19 protein-coding genes are annotated in these 24,319 nt (G+C 47.4%); 13 read left to right on the top strand and 6 right to left on the bottom strand.

Annotated elements, in window-relative coordinates; translation table 11 throughout:
• Positions 1-5: 5 nt before the first annotated feature.
• Positions 6-494, bottom strand: a complete 489-nt coding sequence (locus R3P39_RS17880) for a winged helix-turn-helix transcriptional regulator (protein ID WP_336569156.1) — start codon at positions 492-494, stop codon at positions 6-8.
• 391 nt (positions 495-885) lie between these two features.
• Between R3P39_RS17880 and putA the strand changes: the two genes are divergently transcribed.
• The 3 genes from putA (at position 886) to R3P39_RS17865 (ending at position 6,036) form a co-directional block, all read left to right on the top strand.
• The gene (putA, locus tag R3P39_RS17875; protein ID WP_336569155.1) at positions 886-4,689 is read left to right on the top strand and encodes a bifunctional proline dehydrogenase/L-glutamate gamma-semialdehyde dehydrogenase PutA; all 3,804 of its coding nucleotides are present in this window, start codon (positions 886-888) and stop codon (positions 4,687-4,689) included.
• A gap of 186 nt (positions 4,690-4,875) precedes the next feature.
• Positions 4,876-5,520 (top strand): LysE family translocator, encoded by a 645-nt coding sequence (locus R3P39_RS17870; protein WP_336569154.1) that lies wholly within the window; start codon positions 4,876-4,878, stop codon positions 5,518-5,520.
• Positions 5,521-5,577: 57 nt separating this feature from the next.
• On the top strand, positions 5,578-6,036 hold the full coding sequence (locus R3P39_RS17865; protein ID WP_336569153.1) for a methylglyoxal synthase: 459 nt from the start codon (positions 5,578-5,580) through the stop codon (positions 6,034-6,036).
• Here R3P39_RS17865 and yegD read toward each other — a convergent pair.
• From yegD to R3P39_RS17840, 5 genes are all read right to left on the bottom strand, one after another.
• Positions 6,033-7,388 (bottom strand): molecular chaperone, encoded by a 1,356-nt coding sequence (yegD, locus tag R3P39_RS17860; RefSeq protein ID WP_336569152.1) that lies wholly within the window; start codon positions 7,386-7,388, stop codon positions 6,033-6,035. The genes R3P39_RS17865 and yegD overlap by 4 nt on opposite strands.
• A gap of 157 nt (positions 7,389-7,545) precedes the next feature.
• Complete coding sequence (locus R3P39_RS17855) at positions 7,546-8,025, bottom strand: FKBP-type peptidyl-prolyl cis-trans isomerase (RefSeq protein ID WP_336569151.1); 480 nt, start codon at positions 8,023-8,025, stop codon at positions 7,546-7,548.
• Position 8,026: 1 nt separating this feature from the next.
• Positions 8,027-10,438: a Lon protease family protein gene (locus R3P39_RS17850; RefSeq protein ID WP_336569150.1), complete on the bottom strand. Its 2,412-nt coding sequence runs from the start codon at positions 10,436-10,438 to the stop codon at positions 8,027-8,029.
• A gap of 67 nt (positions 10,439-10,505) precedes the next feature.
• Positions 10,506-10,964 carry a zinc ribbon-containing protein gene (locus R3P39_RS17845; protein WP_336569149.1) on the bottom strand — a complete coding sequence of 153 codons (459 nt, stop codon included), beginning with the start codon at positions 10,962-10,964 and terminating at the stop codon, positions 10,506-10,508.
• Between the two features lie 108 nt (positions 10,965-11,072).
• Complete coding sequence (locus R3P39_RS17840) at positions 11,073-13,208, bottom strand: TonB-dependent receptor (RefSeq protein WP_336569148.1); 2,136 nt, start codon at positions 13,206-13,208, stop codon at positions 11,073-11,075.
• Between the two features lie 329 nt (positions 13,209-13,537).
• On the opposite strand from R3P39_RS17840, the gene leuS reads away from it, so the two are divergent.
• From leuS to R3P39_RS17790, 10 genes are all read left to right on the top strand, one after another.
• Positions 13,538-16,126 carry a leucine--tRNA ligase gene (gene leuS, locus R3P39_RS17835; protein WP_336569147.1) on the top strand — a complete coding sequence of 863 codons (2,589 nt, stop codon included), beginning with the start codon at positions 13,538-13,540 and terminating at the stop codon, positions 16,124-16,126.
• Positions 16,110-16,619 (top strand): LPS-assembly lipoprotein LptE, encoded by a 510-nt coding sequence (locus tag R3P39_RS17830; RefSeq protein ID WP_336569145.1) that lies wholly within the window; start codon positions 16,110-16,112, stop codon positions 16,617-16,619. The genes leuS and R3P39_RS17830 overlap by 17 nt, the downstream gene beginning before the upstream one ends.
• On the top strand, positions 16,619-17,662 hold the full coding sequence (gene holA / locus R3P39_RS17825; protein WP_336569143.1) for a DNA polymerase III subunit delta: 1,044 nt from the start codon (positions 16,619-16,621) through the stop codon (positions 17,660-17,662). Before R3P39_RS17830 ends, holA begins: the two co-directional genes overlap by 1 nt.
• Positions 17,659-18,297 carry a nicotinate-nucleotide adenylyltransferase gene (gene nadD, locus R3P39_RS17820; protein ID WP_336569141.1) on the top strand — a complete coding sequence of 213 codons (639 nt, stop codon included), beginning with the start codon at positions 17,659-17,661 and terminating at the stop codon, positions 18,295-18,297. The genes holA and nadD overlap by 4 nt, the downstream gene beginning before the upstream one ends.
• Positions 18,298-18,392: 95 nt before the next feature.
• Positions 18,393-18,710, top strand: a complete 318-nt coding sequence (gene rsfS, locus R3P39_RS17815) for a ribosome silencing factor (RefSeq protein WP_336569140.1) — start codon at positions 18,393-18,395, stop codon at positions 18,708-18,710.
• A 1-nt stretch (position 18,711) separates the two neighbouring features.
• The gene (gene rlmH / locus R3P39_RS17810; protein WP_336569139.1) at positions 18,712-19,182 is read left to right on the top strand and encodes a 23S rRNA (pseudouridine(1915)-N(3))-methyltransferase RlmH; all 471 of its coding nucleotides are present in this window, start codon (positions 18,712-18,714) and stop codon (positions 19,180-19,182) included.
• Between the two features lie 2 nt (positions 19,183-19,184).
• Entirely contained in the window at positions 19,185-21,065 is a 1,881-nt protein-coding gene (mrdA, locus tag R3P39_RS17805) for a penicillin-binding protein 2 (protein WP_336569138.1), read from the top strand.
• Positions 21,049-22,155 (top strand): rod shape-determining protein RodA, encoded by a 1,107-nt coding sequence (rodA, locus tag R3P39_RS17800; protein ID WP_336569136.1) that lies wholly within the window; start codon positions 21,049-21,051, stop codon positions 22,153-22,155. Before mrdA ends, rodA begins: the two co-directional genes overlap by 17 nt.
• Positions 22,155-22,928, top strand: coding sequence for a septal ring lytic transglycosylase RlpA family protein (locus tag R3P39_RS17795; protein WP_336569135.1), 774 nt, complete (start codon positions 22,155-22,157; stop codon positions 22,926-22,928). The genes rodA and R3P39_RS17795 overlap by 1 nt, the downstream gene beginning before the upstream one ends.
• 105 nt (positions 22,929-23,033) lie before the next feature.
• On the top strand, positions 23,034-24,197 hold the full coding sequence (locus tag R3P39_RS17790) for a serine hydrolase (protein ID WP_336569350.1): 1,164 nt from the start codon (positions 23,034-23,036) through the stop codon (positions 24,195-24,197).
• Positions 24,198-24,319 lie beyond the last annotated feature (122 nt).

The following is a 24,319-nucleotide window of genomic DNA, read 5'->3' as shown; positions in this document are numbered from 1 at the left end:
ATGGATTACTGATAATTTAATACTTCAACCCCCATGTCCTCTTTAACATGCTCAATCACCATATAAGTGTGGTTGGTCGCCACCCCAGGGATCTCAATAATGCTCCCCAACACTTCACGATATTGCCGCATATCTTGTACCCGGATTTTAACTAAATAGTCAAAACCACCGGCAACCATATCGCACGAGACAATATTGGGAATTTCCAAGATATGCTGCTTGAATATATCGAATACTTCCTCGGTGGAGCTTTTTAGCGTGATCTCCACATGCGCCACCAAATGCTGGCCCAGCTTTGCAGCATTTAATCGTGCCGTATAGCCTTCAATATACCCTTCCGCTTCCAACTTCTTAACCCGGTCCAAACAAGGGCTCGGACTCAAGTTCACCGCCTTTGCAAGGTTAACATTAGAGATCCGCGCATTGCGCTGTAAAGCGTCTAAAATGGCCATATCTATGCGGTCTAATACTCGCGTTTTAATGGAGGTTGTCATATCAGCATAAAATTCTGTGAGGGTTTTTAATTACCCGCAAATTTACCGTATTCCGAAAAAATAAAACAGCATATTCTGCTGTCTTTTCGCTAGAATGCCACGGAAATTAACAAAAAGGGTTAAACCGTATTTTCAGCACTTTTTATGGTTTAACACCGAGGCTCTAATTTGTGCATTCTGGCTAAAAGTTGAACGCGCCCTGAGGTGTGTTATGGTTAGCAATGTGACTGCATCATTTTGTCGTAATTGAGGCTCCCTGTTTGTGGTGGTTATGGAATCACTTGATTTTGCATCAGTTTAGATGTGGTTATACAGCCAAATTGATGTTGATGGCGTTACAAACAGGCGCGAATTACATGTATTTTTGACTCTAATTTTTTGAGGGTTGCTTATGCTTTATAACGGCGATTTGACAACTGACTGTCCTATCCGACAAAAGATCCGTGATTTTTACCGTATTGATGAGAATGCAGTAATTGATCATATTTTACCTTTGGCTGAGGTAGGCGTTACAGCTCGAAGCCGAGCATGGGAACGTGCACGTCAAATGGTGTTGAATATCCGTAAAGACCAAGATGGTCAAAACGGAGTTGACGCGTTATTAAATGAATTTTCACTTTCGACTGAAGAAGGTGTTGTGCTTATGTGTTTGGCCGAAGCGCTACTGCGCGTGCCAGACAAAAAAACGCAAGAAAGTCTTATCAGAGACAAACTAGCCAACGGCGACTGGAGTTCGCACTTAGGAAGTAGCGACTCATTGTTCGTAAACGCGTCTAGTTGGGGCCTGCTAGTTACCGGTAAAATGGTCAACTATTCTGATAGAAATAAAGAACAACAGTTCGGTGTACTAAAACGCACCATCGGACGCTTAGGTGAGCCTGTGATCCGTAAGTCGGTGAACTACGCGATGAAAATCATGGGTAAGCAGTTTGTAATGGGTGAAACCATTCAAGAAGCCATCGAGCGTGCTGCCGAGAAAGAACAAAAAGGCTATGTCTATTCTTACGATATGCTAGGCGAAGCCGCTCGCACCATGCGTGATGCCGAAGGCTATTACGACAGTTACCTTGAAGCCATCCACGCCATCGGTAAAGCCGCTAATGGTCGCGGTCCACTGAAAAGCCCAGGGATCTCAGTAAAGCTTTCTGCTATCCACCCACGCTTTGAATTCACTCATCGCGATCGCGTACTTAATGAGCTGGCACCTAAGCTAAAATCACTGGCCTTAGTGGCAAAAGAGTACGATATCGGTTTTACCGTTGATGCCGAAGAGGCTGACCGTCTAGATATTTCTTTAGACGTAATAGAGCAAGTGTTCTCAGACCCAGAGCTTGATGGCTGGAATGGTTTTGGTCTGGCAGTTCAAGCCTACCAAAAACGCGCTATCTTTGTTGTTGAGTGGGTCGCTGAATTGGCCCGTCGCGTTGGCCGTAAGCTAATGGTGCGCTTAGTAAAAGGCGCTTATTGGGACACCGAGATCAAAACCACGCAACAAGACGGTTTAGATCACTTCCCAGTATTTACCCGTAAAGCAACCACTGACGTTTCTTACAAAGCCTGTGCCATCAAATTATTAGAAGCGCGCGATGTGCTTTTCCCGCAATTTGCAACGCACAACGCTTACACCGCCGCAACCATTTTAGAAGTCGCTAAAGGCGACAACAAAGGCTTTGAATTCCAACGCTTACACGGTATGGGTGAGTCCCTCTTCGACCAGATCGTTGAAAAAGAAGGGATCCAGTGCCGCGTGTATGCCCCTGTGGGTGAGCACGAAGACTTACTGGCCTACTTAGTACGACGTCTACTGGAAAACGGCGCCAACTCTTCTTTTGTTAACGCCATTGTCGATACCACCAAACCCGTTGAAGCACTCTTGCCGGATCCGGTAGAGACTTTGCAAGGGCTGCGCAATCGTTATAACACGCAAATTAAACTGCCTATTGAGCTTTATGGCGATGAGCGTCCTAACTCCAAAGGTAAAGACCTTACCGACATCAATGAGTTAACGCCGTTTAAAGAAAACCTTGATAACTGGTTTAACGATCACTTAATTGATGAGTCTCAAGTACCAGACGGCCATCTTGCAGTACGTAACCCTGCAAACCATAAAGAAGTTGTTGGAGCTATCCCTCTGCACGGCGAAGACTACATGAAAAGCGCGCTCACCAAAGCGGATGAAGCCTTTACAGAGTGGTCACAAACACCAGTCGAAGAGCGTGCGCATTTATTGCGTCGTATCGCCGATATCTTAGAGCGTCATCACGATGAGCTAGTGGCTATTTGTATTAAAGAAGCCGGTAAAGTCACGCAAGACAGTATTGATGAAGTACGTGAAGCCGTTGATTTTTGTCGTTACTATGCTGCCCGCGCCGAAGAGCTTTCCAAAGATGAGCGCTTTGAACCACGCGGTGTTGTCCTATGTATTAGCCCTTGGAACTTCCCTCTGGCGATATTCTTAGGTCAGGTGGCTGCGGCCATCGTCACCGGTAACACAGTAGTTGCCAAACCAGCTGAACAAACCAGCATGATTGCGCTGCGTTGCATCGAGTTAATGCGTACAGTAGGACTACCAGAAGACGTGGTACAGCCGATTATTGCCCGCGGCAGCGACGTTGGTAAGCACGTAGTACCTGATGAACGTATTCAAGCCGTTATGTTCACCGGCTCGACCGAAACCGGCACACTGATTTCGCAAATTCTGGCGCAGCGTAATGATATCCAAGTACCATTGATTGCCGAAACCGGTGGTCAAAACTGTATGATTGTCGATTCTACGGCACTGCCAGAACAAGTGGTAGACGACGTCATTTCATCTGGCTTCCAAAGTGCTGGTCAGCGCTGCTCTGCATTGCGTGTGCTGTTCATTCAAGATGATGTCGCCGATGGCATTATTGAGATGCTACAAGGGGCATTAAAAGAGCTGCATGTTGGCGATCCGGCATTACTGTCAACGGATATTGGTCCTGTTATTGATGAAAAAGCATTAAATACCTTGACCAAGCACGTTGATTACATGAAGAGCAACGGTAAATTGTTATTTGAATCTAAGATCCCAGATAACAACGAAAACGGCGCCTACTTCTTTGCTCCGCGCTTGTATGAGATTGCAGATTTATCGGTACTTAAGCGCGAAGTATTCGGCCCAATCGTACACATCGTGCGCTATAAAGCTGAAGACCTCGACAACGTGATTGACCAAATTAATGGCACTGGCTATGGCCTCACCATGGGTATTCATTCACGTATTGAAGAGCGTTGTGAGTATGTCGCACAAATGTCTCGCGCCGGTAACGTCTATGTTAACCGCAATATGATTGGCGCGATTGTGGGCGTGCAACCTTTTGGTGGCCGTGGTCTATCTGGTACTGGTCCAAAAGCCGGTGGTCCGAACTACTTAGTGCGCTTAGTGAAAGAAAAGGCGTCACCAGATAACGTGCAAATGACCGACCTAACGCCTGATGAGCTGCAAATACACCACTTCCCAGGCGCTGTTGAGCAGGTTGAGCAATTGATGCAAAACTCCATGCGCGATGAGAAAATTTGGCGTCGCACCGCACTGAACGACAGAGTGTCTGCAGTGCGTCAGCTACTGGCTAAAGTGGCAACCGTAGATATTATCGATGAGCTGGCAGATGACTTGGCCTTAACCTTGTCCGATGCCCGTGCTCAGCTGAACCGTCTCGAAAAGCGCATGCGCACCTACACTACCCTGCCGGGTCCAACGGGCGAGTCTAACACCTTGCACATTGAGCCACGTGGTTGTGTGGTGGTGTATGCCGATAAGAGTACATCATTCAATTTCTGGGCGATTTCAATCATCACCGCTCTGGCGGCTGGTAATACGGTTATCACCGTAGCCTCGGACTTGTTCTACGAAGAAGCGTTGGCGTTTAGAGATAAATTTATCTCAACTGGCGTTGCCGAAGGGGTATTCCAAGTAGCTAAGCAAAACCAGCTACAAGCTATTTTGGCACACCCTCACCTAGCAGGTGCCGTGGTCGCGGCGCGCTCTTCACGTCTTGGCTACTTCTCACAGCAGTTGGCTGAACGCAAAGGCGCTATTCTGCCGGTGATCAGTGCTGAGTACTACGATACCTTGATCAACCGTTTAATTACGGAAAAAACCATCAGTATCGACACCACAGCATCGGGTGGTAATACCTCGTTGATGACCCTAGTGGAAGACGACGAATAACCCGCTTGTGATACTAAAGCAAAGCCAACAAAAGCCAGCTCAGATGCTGGCTTTTTTATTGCCTCGGGGTTTACGAAGTGTTGTTGCTGATGGCGTTTCTTGGCAACAAGTTAATATAACTGGTTTCCAAGCTCAGTGCTTTTCGGTAGGCTGGTATAAAATATAATATTTACAATCTAATTGAGTATGCTTAACCCCGAGTACCTGATCTCATTTCTCATTGCCAGCGCCGTCATTGCCGTAGCGCCTGGGCCTTCCAATGCGTTTTTAATGGCACAAACCTTTGCTAACGGCCGAAGTGCGGGTATGCAAAGTGCTTTAGGATTCGCCTTAGGAGGCGTGATCCACACCATTTTTGCTGTGGTGGGGTTGTCGGCGTTATTAAAGGCGTCAGAAACGGCTTACACCACAGTGCAGTATTTAGGCGCAGCCTACCTTGCTTATTTGGGTGTCAGTACCATTAAGGAAACTTTACACCGCAGCCAGCTTAGTTCAGAAGAAAAACCCCATCTCAGTACTAAAAAGCCCAAAAGTGTTTTGCTACAGGGCATGATGACGGAGGTGCTGAACCCCAAGGTGGCGCTGTTTTTTATTGCCTTTATTCCACAGTTCGTTGACAGCAGCCTCAGTACTTCAACCACGATGCAACTGGCTTTGTTTGGTTTACTGTACCCTATTTTAGCCTTTCCCATTGACTGCATGTACATTTATGGCGGCGATAAAATTGCCAGTTACTTTCGTACTCATCCCGCTGCGCCAGTGTGGATAGATAGGTTTTCGGGTGTCATTTTTATTGCCTTGGCGGTGAATTTGCTGCTGGGCTTTTTTTAACTGCTTTAGTCATGCTGGGGTTTCCCCAGCTCACCGCTTACTTACTGAGGAATTACCATGAAAAAACGTTCCCAGCCTTTGCCGGCTAAAAAGCACATCGCTCTGGTTGCCCATGACGGCATGAAGCCTGCGCTACTGGAGTGGTGCCAAACGCATTTGGCGAGCCTCAAGCAACATACTCTCTATGCCACAGGCACCACTGGCAGTTTAATCGAAAAACACAGCGGTCTTGAGGTCACTAAGCTTTACAGTGGACCGATGGGAGGAGATCAACAAATTGGTGCCAAGATAGCAGAGCAAGACATCCATGTGTTGATCTTCTTTTGGGATCCTTTGGCTTCTCAGCCTCACGACCCCGATGTAAAAGCGTTACTGCGCTTGGCCGCAGTGTGGAATATCCCCGTAGCCTGTAACGAAGCAACCGCTGATCTACTCATGGCATGTGACAAAATTAACCACCCTATTGAACGCCATTTGCCAGATTATGAAGGCTATTTAGCAGACCGCCTCGACTAGGCGAAGATTTTCTCAGCCCACTTTGTCAGCCCAGCGGTGACACTGCCAAAGTTATCGCCATTGACCATGGCTATGTCCCCAATCTGATTTGCCAGCGTCGCTTTTAACAGCGGCGACTGAGCACTGCCACCGGTGAGGTAAATCACATCTGGTTTGCAGCCCGCGTCCTTGATGGCTTGCTGGGCCAAGTCACTCATTTGCGTTAAATTCGCCATAACGGCCTCGCTCAGGTCGCGCTGATTAATAGGTTGCGCTAGCTGTGACTCAATAAAGTCTAGCTTTGCGGTAAAGTCTTCTTGCTCCGATAACGCTATTTTAGCCTGCTCACCTTGACGTACTACTTGATGGGTTAGCTTGTGTTGTTGAATGGTGAGCAATCGCCGCAACTTGTCCGGCTCTGCCACATCGCGCAGCAAGCTGTGTAATTCACGCTCAACTTTAGGATTATAAAAATCCGTTTGCGACTGGATGTCATTAATACGACATGCTTGCCAATACAGTTGATCCGGCATAGGTAAGCCTGAGCTCATTAGGCTACCGCGGCCGCACAACGGCATCAGCTGCTGATATGCCAAGGCAATATCCAAATCATTACCACCCACACGCTTTCCGGTGTGGGCAAGAAAGTCTGCTCCACGGTCAACCTTAGTGCGATAGCTGGGGCCCATTCTAACCATTGAGCAATCACTGGTACCGCCGCCAATGTCCACCACCAACACCAATTTGTCTTGCTGTAAGTGACTTTCATACTCGATGCCTGCCGCCAGTGGCTCGTATAAAAACTCCACACCGTTAAACCCGGCGCGTTTTGCTGCATTGGTTAAAATAGCCAGCGCTTGACGGTTGCTCTCTTCGCCGCCGATGGCTTGAAAGTTCACTGGACGGCCAATCACCGTATCGGTAATGGTGTGCTGTAATTGTGCTTCGGCTCGACGCTTAATCTCAATCATCATCGCCGCGGCAATGTCTTCAAAAAAGGCGATTTGCTGCGGCTTTAACCCTACCGCACCAAAAAAAGACTTAGGCGACTTTACGTAAAAACCTTCCTCGGGAAACTCGATGTATTCTGCAATGGCCGCTTGGCCAAAAAACAATCCCGTTTCATCTGCCTCAAGGTCTAAGTCACGCTTGGCTTGTTGTGCGACATTAAGTAAGCCATGGCGAGATTGCTTATAATCAGCCTCTGCTGCGCCCGATTGACTAACAAACGCGGGGATCAGGCTATTATGCATGGCATACATGGTTGAAGGCAGATAGGGTTTGCCTTGCTCCAACTCCAGCATGGTCGTGGTGTTATTATCAATGACACCCACCGCACAATTCGAGCTACCGTAATCAAAACCTACTTTCATGGATCACCCTAAACCAGTAAAAAGTCGATCATTTTATCACGCCTGATGGCAATGTCAGCGGTTGCTTAGCGCTTTAAGAGAAAAACATCATAGGATTAAAAGGGGAAGCTAGCGGCTCACCGAGTATGAGCCACAGATATAACCAAAAGCAGCAGCGCTACTCTACACTAAGCAGTTCAACCTCAAATACCAGTAGCGAACCGGGCTCAATTTGCCCTGCGCCGCGGTCGCCATAGCCCAAATCTGGGCCGATCCAAAAGCGGTATTTATCGCCTTCAGTCATCAGTTGCAGCCCTTCAGTCCAGCCAGGAATAACTTGGTTGAGGCCAAAGCTGATTGGTTCACCACGGTTTACTGAGCTGTCGAATACCGTACCGTCTAATAAGGTGCCATGATAATGCACTTTGACTCGACTGCTGGGCCCAGGCGAGGCGCCCTCCTCGGTTTCAGTGATCACTTCATATTGTAACCCAGAGTCGGTTTTGTGTACTTCTTCGCGTTTTTCGTTTTCTTTTAAGAAGTCGGCCGCTTGCACACGATTGTATTGCGCCACTTGCTTTTGTTTTTGGCCACCGCGGAAAAACACCAGCGCAATCACTAAAGCCACCACGATTAAAATAATATTGGTTGTGGTCATGTTATTCTTCTCCTTTTTCATCATCGCCATTCACTACTTTAGCGATGCGTTCTAATTTGGCCATGGCCACAGCATTAATGCTGCCTTCTGGGTAGCCGTCATCACTGAGCTCCCCGGCGGGTTTTTGCATTAAAATACTCAGCGCTTCATCAACACTGGCAACGGCATACACATGGAACATGCCTTTTTCCACCGCAGCAATGACTTCATCTGCCAAGACTAAATTAACTCGGTTGGATTCGGGAATGATCACCCCTTGCGAGCCGGTTAAGCCGCGCATCTTACATAGCTTAAAGAAGCCTTCTATTTTTTCGTTTACCCCACCAATGGCTTGTACTTCACCATGCTGGTTTATCGAACCGGTCAAGGCAATGGACTGAACCACCGGTAACTGAGTCACCGCTGACAGCAAAGCACACAACTCCGCCAAAGACGCACTGTCACCATCGATAAAGCCATAGTTTTGTTCAATGGCAATATTGGCGCTTAAGGTTAGGCTAAAGTGTTGCGCATACTTATTGCCTAAGTAGCCGGTTAACAACATCACGCCTTTAGAGTGGATCGATTTACCCAGCTCGACTTCCCGCTCGACATCAATGACACCATCGGCACCTGCGTAAACTGTGGAGGTGATCCGTGCAGGGGTACCAAACGCTGTGTCGCCAATATGCAGCACGGTTAGGCCATTTACCTTACCAATGGCTGTGCCAGACGTTGCAATCAGTGTGTGGCCTTCTTTAATGTCACTGAGCATGTTTTCACTGAGCTGCCCGGTACGATACTCTTTACCGGCAATGGCCTCATCAATATGACTGTCGGTAATTTTACTTTCATTGTCTTGTTTGGCATAAAAACTGGCTTCGGCCACCAGCTCTAAGGCGTCGGCAAAACGAGCAGATAGCTTGCTATGATGCTCCGCTTGGCGATAGCTAAACTTTAACAGTCGCGCTAAGGCTTGTGCCGACAGCTCTATTTTTAGGGTTTGCTGACAGTACTCCATCACCTTAGTAATAAACTGGTACTGCATTTTGTCGGAGCTGGGTAAGAAGTAATCGAAGTCAGCCAGCACTCGGAATAACTCCGCAAACTCTTCATCGTATTCACCTATGGTGTAATACAAGTCTCGAGAGCCGAGCAAGATGATTTTGACGTCCAGCGGGATCAGTTGCGGTTTTAGCGTAAAGCTGCTGCCCACCGAGCTGTCTTGATAAGGCAGATCGTTTTTAATCTGATGAGTCTTTAGTGACAATTTTAAGCCATCCCACACCTGAGGGCTTGCTATCATTTTTTCCGCATCCATGATCAAGTACCCACCATTGGCGCGGTGTAACGCACCGGCCTGAATGGAACGGTAACTGGTAATTAGGTTACCTTGGGAGGTGGCGTACTCAACGGTGCCAAAAATATTTCCAAAGGTGGGGTTGGGCTCATACACCACAGGGGCAGGATCGTCTTCTTTAAACTCAACCAGTATGTTCGGTGCAAAGAAATCGGTCAGCATGGCTTTGGCATCAAAATCGTCTTTGCCATCTTCGCTATTGCTGTCGTCGTCTAGCCAATCGAGTACCGCATCAACAATTTCAACTTTCAAATCTTTTAAGTAACGCAACACCCCAATGTGCGCGGCATACTTATGCTCGAGAGCTTTAAGCAGCGGTTTTGTGGCCATTTCGATGGTGGTTTTTTTCAGGTTTCTCAGTTTTTCTGAAGATTCTCGCTTCCATCGTGGCAGCTCAATTAACGATTCAATCAAAGCATCTTCTAAAGAGTCTATGGCGCTGAGAAAGTGTGCTTGCACATGCTCATCCAATGCCGAAAACTCGGCATCGCTAAGCTGGTTACCGTCCACCACAGGCGCAAAGCCCACCGTTCCAGTATCTTCAATTAAGGCCACACTTAAATTATTGGCTTGCTGCTCTACGGCGGTGATGGCGGCATCGTATTTTTGTTCAAACTCTTTGTCTAACGACTTTTTCTTGCGCTGGTAACCTGGGTTGTCAAACGCCGCCGGAAAAGTATCAATGATTTCATCGATAAAAGCGTCAATGTCTTCTTCCAGCTGTTTGCTCTCACCGGCTTGCATAAACAGAGCAATGGGCTCGCGGTGGTCATCGTAATTGTTAACGTAAAGCCATTCTCGCGGTGTTGGCTTGGTTTTGCTGTGTGCCTCTAGCTTATCTTTGACCATGGTAAAACGGCCTAACGCCGCCTCACCCATGACGTAGACGTTGTAACCCGGCAAGTCCATTCCCAAAGCAAAGTCTAATGCGGTTTGAGCGCGTTGCTGACCAATAAAAGGTAACGGCTCTGGATAGGGGTTTTTAATACAGGTTTCAATATGACTCAAAGAAACAGATGGCGCAAGTTGCTCAGCTGCTAATGATTTTTCAGACAACAGTTTGGATTTGGTCATTCTAACTTCTTGTAATGTGACGAACGCCAGCCCAGTGCTTAGCTGCCCCTTAGGCAGCTAACAATAATTAAGGCGCCAGCGCTTTTCTGGTGTACTCCCCATGCCCACATTCAGCGCAAGCAGGGATCTCAATGGCGTAATAAACATCTACTTTATGGCCACAATTCTTACACACTAATTGCCCTAAGGCTATCCATTCCCCTTGTTTGTATATGCCCTGATGCTCAAAGTCTTTTAATAAGGCTGACCATTCCAGCTGAGTGCGGTCTTCCAACTGCGAAATCTCGAATAAAATGTTGGCCTTTAATTCAGCCCATGCCACCTCATCGTAGAAGCTTTTATTTTCCAGTAGGTGTTCAAGATCGCGTTTTAAGTAGTAACTGTAGTCGTCATAAGTTTGCTTGGTGTAATCCTTAAATTCACTTTGTGCTTGCCATAGTCGCTTCGATAAGTCATCGAGTTCATGCTCCTTCACGTCTTTTAGCCAGTCACTAAATTGATCTAACCATTTTTTATAACTTGCCATGTTCACACTCCTCACAATAAAGGACTTTTTTACAGTGTAGACCAGTTGCGCTATCTAATGTATGCGGCTTTGTTGAGTTTTTTCAACAAAACCGCCCACGTAGTCTCCCTAGAATTGATATTTCATACCCATAGTCACCGTTGTGCCTAACCCTTTGATGTTATAACCACCATACGTATAGGCTTGTGCTCGGGCAGGGAAATAATCCGAATTCAATAGGTTTTCTATCCCGATGTAAGCTTGCCAGTTAGTTTTTAACTGATACTGACCACTCAGGTTTACTACGTTGTAACTATCTACGGGACCTTGGTCGCCAACATAGTCTCCCTCTGAGTTTCTGTCAAAACGCTTACGATCACCAACATGAAGCCAGCTTAATGTCAGTGACATGGGCTCTGTAGGTTGCCAATTTAGATTAGCAGTCAACTTCGCCGGGCTGATCTGTTTCGCACCTAAGTAAACATCGGCTTCGGTATTTTTGCCTTCCACATAACTATACGTAGCAACGAGGTTTAACTGCTGATTTATTTTATAGTCAACCAGGGCCTCATAACCCCATATTTTTTGTGGTGCTCGAACCGGCTCATAGACCCCTGTAACTTCGTTGAACCTATTAGTCGTGCCAAGTTCAGAGGTACTGCGATACGCCGCAACCTCAAGTCGCATATCATGCCATTGTGAGTTAAAACCGATTTCATAATTATCAATGATCGAGGCTTCGGTTTGAATAAGTCCAATGTCTTCCACCGTCGCACTGCGCAGTAGGCGACCAATATCAGAGATATCAGAACCCTGTGAATAGCTAGCGAATGGAGTGAACTTCTCATGAGCATTGTATTTGATACCGACATTATAAGTAGTGGCATCATAATCTATGGTGTCACCCTTTACGTTCAGCGGCACCGAACACTGATCTTCTGAACGACAAAGTTTTAGTGTTTGATAATCAGACACAGCAAGATCGATACTTTCTTGTCTGACACCTGCTTTAAGTACTAAGTCGTCAGCTAAAATCCACTTCGTCTGCAAGTAGCCCGCCACGCTCTCCATGTCCATTTCTGGCACCCAGATACGACCATCGACTAATGGTTGAGATGTGATATCATTTAACGCATCCACTCCGTATATGAAAGTTGCTTCTACACCTGAAAAGTCGATCTGAGTATTAAACGTCGCCCTCGCTCCTGTTTTTTCTGAACGAATGACCGACTGGCCTCCCGAGTAGCCTTGCTCAGGATTAGCCAGGTTAGGTGAGAAGAAGAAGACATTTTCAATGTCTTGCATGTAAGCGTCTAGGGTTAGCTGGGTGTTATCTAAAAATGCATAGTCCGTGTATTTTAAGGTAATATTTTCGTTGCCGTCTGGACCTTGCGGCTTACCTTGCTTCTGCATAGAGGGTGGCATGTGGATGGCGTAGGACTTTTCTCCTAAATTAACATTACCAAACACATCGCCTAAATCCGTCTTTTGTTGCGAACTGTAATAGTTATAGCTAAACTGAATTTGCTTGTCTCTATCTAGGTCGTAGCCAAACTTAGTAAAGTAATTCTCCGTTACAGTATCAGACAAGCCGTACTGCAGCCCCAAAATATCACCTTCAGCATCGCGTTGTACGCCATTTTCTTCATAGCTTGCGGTGATCAGATAGCTAAACTGTTCAAGCCGACCATTTACTGCTGCAGACAGCCTAGCGCCGCCACTTTCCTCTAACTTCACAGCGCTAAAACGGCTAGAGAGGCTAAGCTCTCCTGACACCGTGCCTTCATTCATTGCTTGTTTAGTAATGTAATTAATAATTCCACCAGATGCGCCGTTGCCATAAATTGAAGTGGCTCCTTTAATCACTTCGATACGACTAATAGCGCTGGGGTCTACTGTTTTAATCCCCAAAGAACCATTGCGCAATGGTGTTGATTGCGGCACCCCGTCAATCATAACCAAAGGTGCTCGACCACGTAACGACTGACCGGTATTACTAGAACTACCGGTATCGGGCGCAAGTCCTGGAACGATTTGCGACAACAGACTTTGCAGCTCAGGGTTTACCTTTAAGTGAGCTTCAATTTGCTGTTGGTTAATGATGGTAATAGAAGCGGGTACTTCATCAATGCTTTCAAAGACCCGGCTACCAGAAACAATAATGTGCTCCATCTCTGCAGCTGTAGGCAGTTTATTATTTTCACTGTCTGCTTGCACAGTCGTACTTACAGCTAATGCAACTAAGCTGAGCGTGGTTTTATACATAAGTATCCTTGATAAATTATGAACAATAGAGAGTAAAATTGGCGGTATGGTAGAGATAAAAGCCCACAAAGGCAATACAAACAAGAACAATTTGCATTTGTAGTTCAATCAAGCATTCCTCAGCTCACAGCTGAAAATAACTTTATCAGTACGCCTTTAAGTACATTTTTACCGAAGCAAAAAGGGCATCAGTTGAAAGCATCGCTGAACGAATCTAATTCACAAAGAGCGAATAAAAATATGGCGCTTAGGTGCTGTGATTAGCGCCGTATTTCGGGTATGCTATCGGACAATTTTCTACTAATTTTGCCAGATGTTTGGACACTTAAATGCAAGAGCAATATAACCCGCAAGATATCGAAGCCAAAGTACAGTCGTACTGGGAAGAAAATAACACCTTCAAAGTTGTTGAAGACGAGAGTAAAGAGAAGTACTACTGCCTCTCAATGTTCCCATACCCAAGTGGACGTCTTCACATGGGTCACGTGCGTAACTACACCATTGGTGATGTGGTTTCGCGTTTCCAGCGCCTGCAGGGCAAAAATGTAATGCAGCCAATGGGCTGGGATGCTTTTGGTCTGCCAGCAGAAAACGCCGCAATTAAAAACAACACCGCGCCGGCGAAGTGGACTTACGAAAACATTGACTACATGCGAGACCAACTCAAGCAGCTGGGTTTTGGTTATGACTGGGACCGTGAAATCGCCACCTGTCACCCAGAGTATTACAAGTGGGAACAGTGGTTCTTCACCAAGCTTTATGAAAAAGGCTTAGTGTATAAAAAGATGTCAACGGTGAACTGGGATCCAGTGGATCAAACCGTGTTGGCGAACGAGCAGGTTATCGACGGCCGCGGCTGGCGCTCTGGTGCCATTGTCGAGCAAAAAGAAATTCCTCAGTGGTTCATCAAAATCACCGATTACGCTCAAGAGCTATTAGATGATTTAGATAAGCTTGAGCACTGGCCTGAGCAAGTTAAAACCATGCAGCGCAACTGGATTGGCCGCTCAGAAGGCGTAGAAATTGACTTTAAGCGTGCCGACAACAACGACAGCTTCACCGTGTATACCACGCGTCCAGATACCTTTATGGGCGTGACTTATGTTGCCGTTGCTGCAGGCCACCCTATTGCCCAAGAAGCTGCGAAAAATAGCGAAGCGGTATCGCGCTTTGTGGAAGAGTGTAAAAACACCAAAGTAGCCGAAGCCGACATGGCCACCATGGACAAAAAAGGCATCGCCACGGGTTTCTCTGCGATTCACCCACTCACCGGCGAAGAAGTGCCTATTTGGGTCGCTAATTTTGTCCTAATGGATTATGGCTCAGGTGCGGTAATGGCCGTTCCAGGTCACGATCAACGTGATTATGAATTTGCTACCGCGTACGGTCTTGAAATTAAGCAAGTTATCCAGCCTAACAGCGACGCTGAAGTGCAGGCTGACTTAGCAAAAGAAGCCTTCACAGAAAAAGGCACCTTAATTAACTCGGGTGAGTTTGATGGTCTTGATTTTGCCGCAGCATTTGAAGCCATTGCAAGCAAGCTGGAGCAAATGGGTGTTGGTAAACGCAAAGTGAACTTCCGCCTACGTGATTGGGGCGTGAGCCGTCAGCGTTACTGGGGCTCGCCTATTCCAATGCTCAATAAAGAAGACGGCTCGGAGCTGGCTGCAACAGAAGAGATGTTACCGGTGCGCTTGCCAGAAGATGTGGTCATGGATGGGGTTACCTCGCCGATTAAAGCCGATCCTGAGTGGGCCAAAGCCAACGTTAATGGTGAGACCGTATTCCACGAAACCGATACTTTCGATACCTTTATGGAGTCCTCTTGGTACTATGCCCGTTACTGTAGCCCTCGCTACGACGAAGGCATGCTAGAGCCAGGTGCGGCAAACTACTGGCTACCGGTAAACCAATACATCGGTGGTATTGAACACGCCATCCTGCACCTACTGTACGCACGTTTCTTCCATAAGCTGTTGCGTGACTTTGGTTTGGTTAATTCCGATGAGCCGTTTGAACGTTTACTGTGTCAAGGTATGGTGTTAGCCGACACCTACTACCGCAAAGACGAAAAAGGTGGCGACGTTTGGATTGCTCCTACCGATATCGAAACCGAAACCGACGACAAAGGTCGCGTTATCAAAGCGTGGCATAAAGACGATGGCGAGCCAGTGTTCTCAGCTGGCATGAGTAAAATGTCGAAGTCGAAAAACAACGGTATCGATCCGCAAACGGTGATCAAGCAATACGGTGCCGACACCGTGCGTTTATTTATGATGTTCACCGCTCCGCCAGAGCAAACCTTAGAGTGGTCAGACTCTGGAGTAGAAGGTGCACATCGCTTCCTACGCCGTGTTTGGAAATATGCTGTTGATGTTAAGGCTGTTGGTAAAGCTGAACTTAATGTTGCCAAACTTAACTCAGCGCAAAAAGCATTGCGTCGCGAAATTCACAAGACCATTGCCAAAGTGAGCGATGATATTGAGCGTCGTCAGACCTTCAATACCGCCATTGCGGCTATCATGGAGTTATCGAATAAGCTTATCAAAGCGCAGATCGCCGACGAGCAAGACGTTGCCCTAGCCAATGAAGCGCTGGAAGCCATCATCATCATGCTGGCCCCTATCACACCACACATGTCACACGAATTGTGGACTGAGCTGGGTAACTCAGGTGATGTGCTCGACGCAGCTTGGCCAAAAGTAGATGAAAGCGCATTGGTTGAAGACGAAAAGCTCATTGTGGTTCAGGTTAACGGCAAGCTGCGTGCGAAAATCACAGTGGCTGCAGACGCAAGCCAAGAGCAGGTCGAAGCCATTGCCTTTAGCGAAGAGAACGTCACTAAGTTTACCGATGACAAGACCATTCGTAAGGTCATTTATGTGCCAGGTAAGCTGCTTAATGTGGTTGCAAACTAAGATGCGCGGCCTATTTGGCATCAGCAAGCTAGCCATTGTGCTAGCTTGCTTGGTAGTGGCAAGCTGTGGCTTTCACCTCAAGCAAGCGTCGTATTTGCCCGCTGACTTAAAGCAATTGACCCTCAGTGGCGACGATCGCCGCTCAGCTTTGTTTGAGCAGCTGCAGGCGGATTTAAAACGCGCTCAAGTCTCGTTGCAACCCGCCAACTCGCAGTCGGCAGCCGAGTTATACCTGTACAATGACTCATTAGAGCGACAAACCTTGAGCTTGTTTAAAAACGGCCAAGTGGCGCAATACGAGTTGGCTTATCGGGTAAGATATCGCCTCACTCGCCCCGACCAAGCACCGGTTGAGCAAATGTTTGAACTGTATCGTAACTACCAAGATGACCCAGATAACGCCTTGGCCAAAGCCAAAGAGTTGGAGCTGATCCTCTCCGAGATGCGCCATCGCGCCAGTCAACGCATCATCAGGGAGTTATCACAACTGTAATGCGCTGTTATGCCAATCAATTACCGCTTCAACTACAAAAGGGCTTAGCGCCATTTTATTTGGTGTTTGGCGAAGAACCCTTTCAGCAAGGTCAGTGTGTCAGTGCCATCCGTCAAACGGCTAAGCAACAAGGGTTTGATGAAGTCATCAAGTTTGCTCAGCTGCCAGGCTTCGACTGGCAAGAACTGAGTGCGCAATACAATAGTATGTCATTGTTCAGCACTCGTACCTTAATCGAGTTCGACTTTAATGAGCAAAAGGTCCCCAGCGCTGGGGTCAATGTCTTGAAGTCATTGGCACAGCAAATCAATCCAGATGTGGTGATTATTTTTAAAGGGCTAGGAGCGGGCCAAGATGTGCAACGAACCGCTTGGTTTAAGGCACTCGAGAAACCAGGCTTATTTGTACCTTGCTATGCCCTTAGTGGCCGTCATTTAGAGCGCTGGCTTGACGAGCAATGTAAACGCTTAACACTGTCATTGAGTGCCACGGCAAAGCGCGCTTTATTGCAAGCAACGGAAGGAAACTTGCTGGCCTGTTATCAAGAGCTAGAAAAGCTCTCTTTGTTGTTTGGCAAACAAGCCATCGATGAACAGCAGCTGGTAAGCGGCCTGTTGAACCAAGCGAAGTTCGATATTTTCGACCTCAACAGTGGTTTACTCAGTGGCAATATCAAGCACATTGTTAAGGTGATGAACAAACTTGCCCACGACAATGTTGAGCCTGCCAGCATTCTTTGGACTTTACAAAACCAAGCGCGAGTGTTGTTAGGGGTAAAATCACTGTGGCAATCAGGTACGCCGCTGCCAGAAGCCTTTAAAAAACACAATGTCTGGAAAAACCAACAAGGGCCCACGCAACAGGCATTAGACCGCTTGACCACAGCACAATTAAAACAGCTGTTATCGCTGATGGCGGATTTTGACAGTGCTTACAAAGAAGCCCGTGTCACCGCGCCTTACCAAGCATTGACGCATATTGCCCTGAGCTTTGCCAAACCATTAGCCATTGACTTACCCATCAGTTGCAAAGAGGTGTTATGATTGCATTGTTTGGCGGGACTTTTGATCCCCCGCATTTAGGCCACCTCAATATGGCCAAACACTGCGTTGCAGAGCTTGGCCTCACTGAGCTGCGTTTCTTGCCTTGCGCCATTCCAGTGCATAAGCAACGCCCAAGCGTGACTGACGAAGACCGCCTCACCATGCTTGAAAAGCTGTTACAAAACGAGCCCAAGCTCTGTATTGATACCCGAGAGCTAGAGCGCCATGGGCCCTCATACACTTTATTAACGTTGCAAGAGCTACGTCAGGAAAATCCCAACACTGGCATAGTCTTTTTAATGGGCATGGACTCGTTTAACAGTTTGCATAAGTGGTATCAGTGGCAGGAAATCGTACAGCTTTGCCATATTCTGGTCTATCAACGCCCAGGGGAAACCTTGCAGCCAGATACTGAGGTGCAACAATACCTACAACAGGCTCAGATGAAAGATAAAAGCCAACTCCATCAGCAACTCGCTGGCGGCTGTTATTTCTTATCGGGTGCGCAAAAAGACGTGGCCTCAAGTGATATTCGCGCCGCGATTAAACAACATAATACCACCGCTTTGGAACCATGGCTGCATCCCTCAGTCATAGAATATATTGCTCAACAACAGCTTTATAGCGAACAGTAGCAACGCTCTATAAATGGGCAAGCTCGGTTTTGGCGCTACAAATACGGCAAAACCATGTTAAAATCACCGATTATTTGTAATAAAGAGATAGCAACTTGGATTCACAACAATTATTAGATTTCGCGCTAGACAAAGTCGACGACATGAAAGCGCGTGATATTGTCAAACTTGACGTTCGTGATGTGTCATCAATAACCGATTATTTAGTTATTTGCAGTGGTAACTCTAAACGCCACGTGCAATCCATTGCCGATCACGTTGCCAAAGAAGCCCGTGATGCCGGTGAGCCGCCTATTGGTCAAGAAGGCCAAGACATTGGTGAGTGGGTATTAGTAGACCTAGGCGACGTGGTTGTCCATGTGATGCAAGACCAAACCCGTGACTTTTATGACCTAGAAAAGCTTTGGGGCTAGTGTGAAAATACAACTCATCGCCGTTGGCACCAAAATGCCAAAGTGGGTTGAAACCGGTTTTAGCGAGTACCAACGCCGCTTTCCCAAAGATATGCCGCTTGAGTTGCTGGAAATACCCGCAGGGAAACGCGGTAAAAACGCCGATATAAAGCGTATTTTGCAACAAGAAGGTGAGAAAACCCTTGCCGCCATCCCGAAAGGTAATCGTATTGTGACTTTAGAAGTCACCGGTAAGCCATGGGACACCCACCAGTTAGCGCGAAATATGGAAAAGTGGCAGCTCGATGGCCGTGATGTCAGTTTGCTGATCGGTGGGCCTGAAGGCTTAGCACCTGAGTGCATTGCTGCTGCAGAGCAAAAGTGGTCACTGTCAACCTTGACACTCCCCCACCCGTTAGTTCGTATTATCGTTGCCGAAAGCCTGTATCGCGGCTGGAGTCTTAATAACAATCACCCGTATCATAGGGAATAATAATGCTCAAAAAAAGGCCGACGATAAGGGATCATTCAGCTGAGGCAAACCTGTTTGCAAGAAGGGCATTTGTCGGCTTTGTTTTTGTGGTTATCGTGATCGGTATCCTGTTTCATAATGTCTATAACCTTCAGGTGGTAGAACACGAAACCTACCGCACACGCTCCAACGACAATCGCATTAAAGTTATTCCTGTGGCCCCTAACCGCGGCTTAATCTATGATCGCAATGGTATTTTGCTGGCTGAAAACCGCCCAGTTTACAACCTCGAAGTGGTACCCGAAGAGGTCGATGACTTAGCGACGTCTTTACAACAAGTGAAAGCCCTGATCGATTTACCTGATGAGCGCATACAAGAGTTTAAAAAAGAGATAAAACAACAACGACGCTTTAAAAGTCAGGTATTAAAAGGTCGGCTTAATGAACAAGAAGTCGCCATTCTTTCTGTTAACCAACATCGTTTGCCAGGGTTCAGTGTCGAAGCCCGACTGTCGCGCTATTACCCTTACGGCGATACCCTAACTCATGCACTGGGTTACGTGGCTAAGCTCAACAAAAAAGAGTTGTTTGAGTTGGAAATGGAAGGCCGAGCGACCAATTATCGTGCCACCCATGATATTGGTAAACTGGGGATCGAAAAGTTTTACGAGCAACAGCTCCATGGCCAAGTTGGTTCACGTCGGGTTGAAGTGAATAACCGCGGCCGCATCATTCGCACTCTCAGTATGGAAGCGCCGCAACCAGGAAAAGACTTGGTGCTGACCTTAGACATCGGCTTACAACAAATCGCTCAAGATGCCTTACAAGATATGCGTGGCGCCATCATCGCCATGGACCCTAAAGACGGCGGCATTCTCGCTCTTTACTCCAACCCCAGCTACGACCCCAATTTATTTGTTCATGGCATCAGTGGTAAAGATTACCGCGCCCTACTCAACCCCGACAGGCCACTTATCAACCGCGCCACACAAGGCCGCTATGCTCCAGCGTCAACGGTCAAGCCGCACTTGGCCATTTTGGCATTGGAAGAAGGCATCGTCCAAGAAGACACCGAAATTTGGGACCCCGGTTTTTTTCAGATCCCTAACGTGAAGCACAAATGGCGCGATTGGCGCTCTTGGGGTCATGGCCATGTGGATGTGTACAAGGCAATAGAGCAATCCTGCGATACTTTCTTCTATGAAACCGCCTACAAACTGGGTATTACCAAAATTAGTAACTTTATGAATCAGTTTGGTTTTGGCGATCTTTCCGGCATTGATATTCATGAAGAAACGTCCGCCATTATGCCATCCGTTGATTGGAAACGCGGCCGCTATAAAGAAGCCTGGTATCCTGGAGATACTATCTCTGTGGGCATTGGCCAAGGTTACTGGACGGCAACGCCAATGCAAATTGCCAACTCGGTGAGTATTTTGGTTAATCGTGGTGCTCATAAACAGCCTCACCTAGTCCAAGTATCTAAGCAAGATAGCGAAGTAGAGCAACTTTTCACTGAAGAAAAACCTCCGGTGACACTAAAAGATCCTCATAATTGGGACATTGCACTGAAAGCCATGCGCAACACCGCCAAGATTGGTACGGCTAAAACCGCCTTCAAGGGCGCCGACTACTTCCCGGCCGGTAAAACCGGTACTGCGCAGGTAGTCAGCATTGCCCAAGGTGAAGAGTACGATGCCGAAAAGCTCGATGAACGTCTGCGAGATAACGCCATCTACGTGGGCTATGCGCCGTTTGACGACCCGCAAATTGTGGTGGCCGTGGTGGTGGAAAACCAAGGTGGTGGCAGTACTGTGGCAGCCCCCATTGCCAGAAAGGTCATGGACTATTACTTCGCCATGAACCCACTTAGCAAGGAGGAAGCCAATGACGCCACTGACTAAACCCCGCTCTTGGTTTGAAAAAGTGCATATCGACTTACCTTTGTTTGCCGCCCTATTGGCGATGATGATGGGGAGCTTAGCGGTCGTTTACAGCGCCAGTGGCCAAGACATGGGCATGATGATGCGCCATGCTACGCGTATGTTCGGCGCCTTACTGGCCATGCTGTTTATGGCGCAATTCTCACCCAGTACTCTAAAACGTGTTGCCATCCCAGTCTATTTAGTGGGCTTAGGCATGCTGGTGGCGGTATTATTTGTGGGTGTCAGCAGTAAAGGCGCACAGCGCTGGTTAGATTTAGGCATTACCCGCTTCCAACCGTCGGAAATTATGAAACTGGCGGTGCCGATGACGGTTGCTTGGTTTATTGGCCGCGCTCACTTACCTCCCAGTATTTGGAACTTAATCGTGGGTTTTGCCATTGTGTTAGTGCCTACCATTTTAATTAAAGAGCAGCCCGACTTAGGTACTTCTATCCTCATTGCCAGCTCAGGAATTTTTGTGTTGTTTCTGGCAGGGCTCAGTTGGCGGTTGATTGGCTCAGGGCTATTACTGGCCATTCCTGGCGGCTATGCTTTTTGGCACTATGGCATGCATGCCTACCAAAAACAGCGGGTATTAACCTTTTTAGACCCAGAGAGCGACCCCTTAGGCTCTGGCTATCATATTATTCAGTCCAAAATCGCCATTGGCTCAGGTGGGGTTGAGGGCAAAGGCTGGCTCCATGGCACGCAATCACAATTGGAGTTTTTACCTGAGCGTCATACCGACTTTATCTTCTCGGTGTTAAGCGAAGAGTTTGGCTTATTAGGGGTGACCATTTTATTAAGCTTGTATTTGTTTATCATTGGTCGCGGCCTGTATATTGCCGTACAAGCGCAGGATGCCTTCAGTAAACTGTTGGCGGGGGCATTAACCCTCACCTTTTTTGTCTATGTTTTTGTGAACATCGGCATGGTATCGGGGTTACTTCCTGTGGTTGGCGTGCCCTTACCATTAATTAGCTATGGTGGCACATCCATGGTGACCTTAATGGCGGGGTTTGGCATTATTATGGCCATCGCAACAGATAAGAGGATGTTGTTAAAATAATGAAAAGCTTAACACCACACAGCATACCGCTATTGCTAGCGTTACTGACCATGACGTTATTGTCGGCTTGCTCCAGCCGTTATCATATGCGCCATGACAAAGCGCCGCTGCGCACACCAACCGAGTTAGAGATGCAAGATGCCGTGGTCACTAACGAGAAAAAAAGCGCCAGTGCCAACCGCCCCTATGTGGTTCTTGGCAAACGCTACACGCCTATTTCCGATGAACACGGTTACGAGCAAGAAGGGATAGCGTCTTGGTATGGCCGTAAGTTCCACGGCTATCACACCTCCAATGGTGAAATTTTTAATATGTTTGACATGACCGCAGCCCATAAGACCCTGCCGCTGCCGAGTTTTGTCAAAGTGACGAATTTAGACAACGGCCGCAGTGCCATAGTCCGCGTTAATGACCGTGGTCCGTTTCATGATGACCGTCTGATTGATTTGTCTTACGCCGCGGCCTACCGCCTTGGCTACCACCACAAAGGTACAGCTCGGGTTAAGGTAGAAGCCATTACGCTATCGCGCGAAACGCCGCGCTTGACCTACGTGCAAGTGGCCGCTGCAAGCAAACTCGAGAACATACAACTGGTGGCAAACCAATTACAGCAAGAGCTGGGTCTTGCCACCCCAATCGCCTACGAAGATAACCTGTATAAGTTGCGCGTAGGCCCGATTGCAGACGATAATCAAGCACAAAAATTACTCAACACCTTAAAAAAAGGTCAATTTAAACGTGCTTTCTTGCTTTACAGTGAGCAGGAACTTTAGAATAAACCTATTAGCCTGAACTCCCGAGGGATTAACTGCCTAGGGGCAACGAAGGTTGCAATGACAAGCAGGCAAGAATTGCCGATAAACTAAAAAGCGAGCATGATGACTTCTATCAAACCAAAAATCGTAAAAAAAGTCCTCGGACTGGTGTGCACTTTCTCAATCATGAGTGCCAGCGCACAGATTATTCCTTCACCGCCACAAGTGAGCGCCAAAGGCTACTTTCTAGTCGACTACACCACTGGGAAAGTCATTGCCGAAGGTAATCCAGACACTAAGCTTGCTCCAGCCAGCTTAACCAAGATGATGACCAGTTATGTGATTGGTGTGGAGATAGAAGCGGGTAATATCAGTCCCAGCGATCAAGTGACCATCAGTGAAAATGCTTGGGCGAAAAACTTCCCTGAGTCTTCAAAAATGTTTATCGAGGTCGGTAAGCAAGTCAGTGTTGAAGACTTGAACCGTGGCATTATCATTCAGTCTGGTAATGATGCCTGTGTTGCCATGGCCGAGCATATTGCCGGCAGTGAAGGCGCGTTTGCCGATCTGATGAACGCCCACGCAGAAAAGCTGGGCATGAGCAACAGTCACTTTGTTAACAGCCATGGTCTTGATACCAATGAGCACTACACTACGCCAAGAGACATGGCCACCCTTGGCGCCGCGCTCATTCGCGATGTCCCTGAAGAGTACGCGATTTACAAAGAAAAATCGTTTACCTTTAACGGCATTAAACAATATAACCGTAACTCACTACTGTGGGATGCTAGCCTCGACGTCGACGGCATAAAAACCGGCCACACCTCAGAAGCCGGCTACAGCCTAGTGACTTCTGCAGTTAAGAACGACATGCGTCTGATTGCAGTGGTGATGGGCACAGACAGTGAGCGTGCCCGTAAGGTAGAAAGCAAAAAGCTACTGAACTATGGCTTCCGCTTTTTTGAAACCATCACACCTTATCAAGCAGGCGATGCCTTTGCAGATCAACGCGTTTGGATGGGCAACAAAGAAACGGTTTCATTGGGAATTATGGAAGACACCCCGATCACTATCCCGCGTGGGCAAAGTAAAAACCTAAAAGCCAACTTTGAACTGGATAAAACGCTGCAAGCGCCACTGGCGAAAGGCACCAAAGTGGGCACCCTGTTCTTACAGCTAGAAGGCGAAGACATTGCACAATATCCGCTGGTTACGCTGGAGGAAATTCAAGAAGGCGGCTTCTTCTCTAAAATTTACGACTATCTACGTTTACAGATAGCGCAATAACCTTACTTTAGATAAGGATGGAACGCCCAGTACGGGCGTTTTTTTTTGCGCCAAAAATGATAGAATGCAGCAATTATCTGGTATTGAGCCAAAGCGTGCTATGACTCGTATCAGCAAGTAGT

The sequence above is a fragment of the Pseudoalteromonas sp. UG3-2 genome (assembly GCF_037120705.1).
In the GTDB taxonomy this organism is placed as follows: domain Bacteria; phylum Pseudomonadota; class Gammaproteobacteria; order Enterobacterales; family Alteromonadaceae; genus Pseudoalteromonas.
Note: the sequence above shows the minus strand (reverse complement) of the source record. Positions and strands in the feature narration are given on the sequence as shown.

What these genes read in the sequence shown, in the direction of transcription:
- R3P39_RS17880 (WP_336569156.1), bottom strand. Translation starts at nt 494, where the DNA reads ATGACAACCTCCATTAAAACGCGAGTATTAGACCGCATAGATATGGCC.
- putA (WP_336569155.1), top strand. Translation starts at nt 886, where the DNA reads ATGCTTTATAACGGCGATTTGACAACTGACTGTCCTATCCGACAAAAG.
- R3P39_RS17870 (WP_336569154.1), top strand. Translation starts at nt 4,876, where the DNA reads ATGCTTAACCCCGAGTACCTGATCTCATTTCTCATTGCCAGCGCCGTC.
- R3P39_RS17865 (WP_336569153.1), top strand. Translation starts at nt 5,578, where the DNA reads ATGAAAAAACGTTCCCAGCCTTTGCCGGCTAAAAAGCACATCGCTCTG.
- yegD (WP_336569152.1), bottom strand. Translation starts at nt 7,388, where the DNA reads ATGAAAGTAGGTTTTGATTACGGTAGCTCGAATTGTGCGGTGGGTGTC.
- R3P39_RS17855 (WP_336569151.1), bottom strand. Translation starts at nt 8,025, where the DNA reads ATGACCACAACCAATATTATTTTAATCGTGGTGGCTTTAGTGATTGCG.
- R3P39_RS17850 (WP_336569150.1), bottom strand. Translation starts at nt 10,438, where the DNA reads ATGACCAAATCCAAACTGTTGTCTGAAAAATCATTAGCAGCTGAGCAA.
- R3P39_RS17845 (WP_336569149.1), bottom strand. Translation starts at nt 10,964, where the DNA reads ATGGCAAGTTATAAAAAATGGTTAGATCAATTTAGTGACTGGCTAAAA.
- R3P39_RS17840 (WP_336569148.1), bottom strand. Translation starts at nt 13,208, where the DNA reads ATGTATAAAACCACGCTCAGCTTAGTTGCATTAGCTGTAAGTACGACT.
- leuS (WP_336569147.1), top strand. Translation starts at nt 13,538, where the DNA reads ATGCAAGAGCAATATAACCCGCAAGATATCGAAGCCAAAGTACAGTCG.
- R3P39_RS17830 (WP_336569145.1), top strand. Translation starts at nt 16,110, where the DNA reads ATGTGGTTGCAAACTAAGATGCGCGGCCTATTTGGCATCAGCAAGCTA.
- holA (WP_336569143.1), top strand. Translation starts at nt 16,619, where the DNA reads ATGCGCTGTTATGCCAATCAATTACCGCTTCAACTACAAAAGGGCTTA.
- nadD (WP_336569141.1), top strand. Translation starts at nt 17,659, where the DNA reads ATGATTGCATTGTTTGGCGGGACTTTTGATCCCCCGCATTTAGGCCAC.
- mrdA (WP_336569138.1), top strand. Translation starts at nt 19,185, where the DNA reads ATGCTCAAAAAAAGGCCGACGATAAGGGATCATTCAGCTGAGGCAAAC.
- rodA (WP_336569136.1), top strand. Translation starts at nt 21,049, where the DNA reads ATGACGCCACTGACTAAACCCCGCTCTTGGTTTGAAAAAGTGCATATC.
- R3P39_RS17795 (WP_336569135.1), top strand. Translation starts at nt 22,155, where the DNA reads ATGAAAAGCTTAACACCACACAGCATACCGCTATTGCTAGCGTTACTG.
- R3P39_RS17790 (WP_336569350.1), top strand. Translation starts at nt 23,034, where the DNA reads ATGACTTCTATCAAACCAAAAATCGTAAAAAAAGTCCTCGGACTGGTG.